Raw genomic sequence first — 527 nt, forward strand, 5'->3', positions numbered from 1 at the left:
GGGTGAGCGAGGAGGGCCCGGCGTCACGGGCCACGTCGCTGTCGCCCTCGGCGTCGAATTCCCCGGCCATCAGCCGCCGGGCGGTGTCGGACCAGCGGCGCAGCAACGCGGCCGCCTCCTTGCGTCCGGCGCCGGGCACCAGGTCGAAGGCGAGGAGATGGCCGCGCGACTGGAGCGGGTCGGTGATGCCCGGCTGGTGTTTCACGTGAAACGGCACCTTTGTGGCGCCGACCGAGGTGAGCGGGGTGGCCCCGGAGGGCGCCGACGCGTACCCGACGGCACCCCCCGCTGCCCCGAGGACGAGCCCGGTGGCGCCGGCCGTGCCGAGCAGGCGTCGCCGCGAGATGCCCGATCCGGAGGTGGCGGATTCCGGCCGGGGCTCCTCCTCGGGAGTGAGGGTCTGTGACAGGGAAGGGTCAGCCATGGTGGTTCAGCCGATCTGAGCGTTCTTGGAGACGGTCACCTGGTCGATGTCGGAGGTCCGCACGGTCACCTCGACCTTCCAGTCGCCCGCCATGGGGATCTGC

1 protein-coding gene is annotated in these 527 nt (G+C 72.5%); it reads right to left on the reverse strand.

Annotation, left to right across the window (positions count from 1 at the left end):
- A partial coding sequence (locus tag LPA54_RS36370; RefSeq protein WP_228984791.1) for a Dyp-type peroxidase domain-containing protein occupies positions 1-424 on the reverse strand: 424 nt, incomplete at its 3' end.
- Positions 425-527 lie beyond the last annotated feature (103 nt).

Source organism: Streptomyces sp. DH12, from assembly GCF_020873895.1.
Lineage (GTDB): Bacteria > Actinomycetota > Actinomycetes > Streptomycetales > Streptomycetaceae > Streptomyces.